Annotated in this window: 2 protein-coding genes and 1 pseudogene; 1 reads left to right on the top strand and 2 read right to left on the bottom strand. The window is 66.3% G+C overall.

Translation table 11 applies throughout. The features are described from left to right. A pseudogene (gene ftsH, locus J7E68_RS11180) lies at positions 1–1,607 on the bottom strand (ATP-dependent zinc metalloprotease FtsH); the annotation flags it as partial. 80 nt (positions 1,608–1,687) lie between these two features. Then, positions 1,688–2,239, bottom strand: a complete 552-nt coding sequence (hpt, locus tag J7E68_RS11175; protein WP_215172600.1) for a hypoxanthine phosphoribosyltransferase — start codon at positions 2,237–2,239, stop codon at positions 1,688–1,690. A gap of 137 nt (positions 2,240–2,376) precedes the next feature. Here hpt and J7E68_RS11170 point away from each other — a divergent pair, with 137 nt between their 5' ends. After that, positions 2,377–2,970: a DUF937 domain-containing protein gene (locus J7E68_RS11170; RefSeq protein WP_215172598.1), complete on the top strand. Its 594-nt coding sequence runs from the start codon at positions 2,377–2,379 to the stop codon at positions 2,968–2,970. The last annotated feature ends 33 nt before the right edge of the window (positions 2,971–3,003 follow it).

Raw genomic sequence — 3,003 nt, 5'->3', positions numbered from 1 at the left:
CACGTCGCCGCCCTCGGAGCCGAGCTTGACCGGACCGACCTGCGTCGTCATGCCGTACTCGATCACCATCTTGCGAGCGGTCGAGGTGGCCTTCTCGATGTCGTTCGAGGCACCGGTCGTCGGGTCGTGGAACACGATCTCCTCGGCGACACGTCCGCCCATCGCGTACGTGAGCTGGTCCTGCAGCTCGTTGCGGGTGATGGAGTACTTGTCATCGAGCGGCAGCACCATCGTGTACCCGAGAGCCTTGCCACGCGGCAGGATCGTGATCTTCGTCACGGGGTCGGTGTAGTTCATCGCCGCAGCAGCGAGAGCGTGTCCGCCCTCGTGGTACGCGGTGATGAGCTTCTCCTTGTCCTTCATCACGCGGGTGCGACGCTGCGGGCCGGCGATGACGCGGTCGATGGCCTCGTCCAGAGCACGGTTGTCGACCAGCTGCGCGTTCGAGCGTGCGGTCAAGAGCGCTGCCTCGTTGAGCACGTTGGCGAGATCGGCACCGGTGAATCCGGGTGTCTTGCGGGCGACGACCTCGAGGTCGACGCTCTTCGCAAGCGGCTTGCCCTTGCTGTGCACCTCGAGGATCTTCTGGCGGCCGCGCAGGTCGGGAGCGTCGACACCGATCTGTCGGTCGAAGCGGCCGGGGCGCAGCAGCGCGGGGTCGAGGATGTCGGGGCGGTTCGTCGCCGCGATCACGATGACATTCGCGTTCGGGTCGAAGCCGTCCATCTCGACGAGCATCTGGTTGAGCGTCTGCTCTCGCTCGTCGTTTCCGCCGCCCATACCGGCGCCGCGATGGCGACCGACGGCGTCGATCTCATCGATGAAGATGATCGCAGGCGAGTTCTCCTTCGCCTGGTTGAACAGGTCGCGCACACGGGATGCGCCGACGCCGACGAACATCTCGACGAAGTCCGATCCGGAGATCGAGTAGAAGGGGGCGCCTGCCTCACCGGCGACGGCGCGGGCGAGCAGCGTCTTTCCGGTTCCGGGAGGGCCGTACAGCAGCACGCCCTTCGGGATGCGGGCGCCGATGGCCTGGAACTTGGCCGGGTCCTGCAGGAACTCCTTGATCTCGTGGAGCTCTTCGATGGCCTCGTCTGCGCCGGCGACGTCGGCGAAGGTGACCGTGGGGGTCTCCTTGTTGACGAGCTTCGCCTTGGACTTGCCGAACTGCATGACCTTGCCGCCACCGCCCTGCATCGACGAGAGCAGCCACCAGAACAGCAGGCCGAGCAGCACCAGCGGAAGCAGCAGCGAGAGGATGCCGTCGAACCAGGTCGCGCGCGGGACGGCGTCATTGAAGCCGTCCTTCGGGTCGGCGTCGTTGATCGCCGTCACGACCTCGTCGGCGCGCGCTTCGCGACGTAGTAGAACTGCACCTTGTCTGCGCCCTCGAACGCCTTCGACAGCGTCATGTCGACACGCTGGTCGCCGTCGGTGTTGACGACCTCGGTGACGGACTCGCCGCCGAGCAGCTTCAGACCCTCCTGGGTCGTGATCTGCTTCGGCGCGCCGAGGTTCGAGATCAGCAGGAAGCCGCCGAACAGCAGCAGACCGATCAGAGCGACGTAGATCAGCGGATTCCGAGTGAGCTTCTTGACATCCATGGTCGGATCAGCGTATCGCGCACGCCCTAGGTGACCGCTGTGCGTTCACCCACGGCGTAGCGGTGCCCCGCGGCCCCGGATCAGCTGTAGACGTGCGGCGCCAGCACCGCGACATCGCGCAGGTTGCGGTAGCGCTCGTCGTAGTCGAGTCCGTAGCCCACGACGAAGTCGGTGGGGATGTCGAAACCGACGTACTTGCAGTCGATGACCACCTTCGCGGCCTCAGGCTTGCGCAGGAGCGCGAGCACCTCGATCGACTCCGCGCCGCGCGACTCGAAGTTCTCGAGCAGCCAGCTGAGCGTGAGCCCCGAGTCGATGATGTCCTCGACGATCAGCACGTGCTTGCCGTTGAGGTCGGTGTCGAGGTCTTTGCGGATCTGCACGACACCGCTCGACTTCGTGCTGGCGCCATAGCTCGAGACGGCCATCCAGTCCATCGGCGCATGGAACGGCAGAGCACGGGCGAAGTCGGCCATGACCATCACCGCGCCCTTGAGCACGCCGACCAGGATCAGGTCCTTGCCCTCGTAGTCGGCGGCGACCTGAGTCGCGAGCTCGTCGAGCTTCGCGATGATCTCCTCCTCTGTGACGAGGATCTGAGCAAGGTCATCCTGGATTTCCGCGGCGCGCATGGATCGATTTTAGGTGACTCGCCCGATGCTCCCGTCCATCGTCCGCAGATCGCCGACCAGAATTCCGGGTGCGCCCGCAGCATCCGCACTACTCTGGCGGTGACACGGGCGGATGCCCCCGAAGGAAGGAACCTCCCATGGCTCTCGACGACATCCTGAAGCAGGTCCCGATCGATGACATCGCCGCGAAGCTCGGCGTGTCCCCGGACGTCGCCAAGGCAGGCGTCGAGCAGGGTGGTGCCGTGCTTCTCGGCGGCCTCGCGAAGAACGCCTCGACGAGCGAGGGCTCCTCGGCGATCGAGAACGCGCTCAAGCGCCACCAGGGCACGACGGGTGCGGCGAAGGTCGACGACATCGATCAGGCCGACGGCGGCAAGATCGTCTCGCACATCCTCGGCGACGACGAGAAGAAGGTCACGCAGAAGCTCACCGAGTCCCCGCAGACGGCAGGCATCGACTTCGGCAAGCTCCTCCCGATCCTCGCGCCGATCGTGATGGGCCTGATCGCCAACGCCACCAAAGACAAGACCGCGAAGTCCGAGGCGGCCGAAGCGCCGTCCGGTGGCGGCGGCATCGGCGACGTCATCGGCGGCCTTCTCGGCGGCGGCAAGTCCTCGGGCGGAGGCGGCATCGGCGACGTGCTCGGCGGGCTCCTCGGCGGCGGCAAGTCCTCGGGCGGAGGCGGCATCGGCGATCTGCTCGGCGGCCTCCTCGGCGGCGGCAAGAAGTAGCGGCGCTCCGAGCCTCAGCGAGCGGTGAAGACG

It is taken from the genome of Microbacterium sp. ISL-103 (genome assembly GCF_018613995.1).
Lineage (GTDB): Bacteria > Actinomycetota > Actinomycetes > Actinomycetales > Microbacteriaceae > Microbacterium.
Note: the sequence above shows the minus strand (reverse complement) of the source record. Positions and strands in the feature narration are given on the sequence as shown.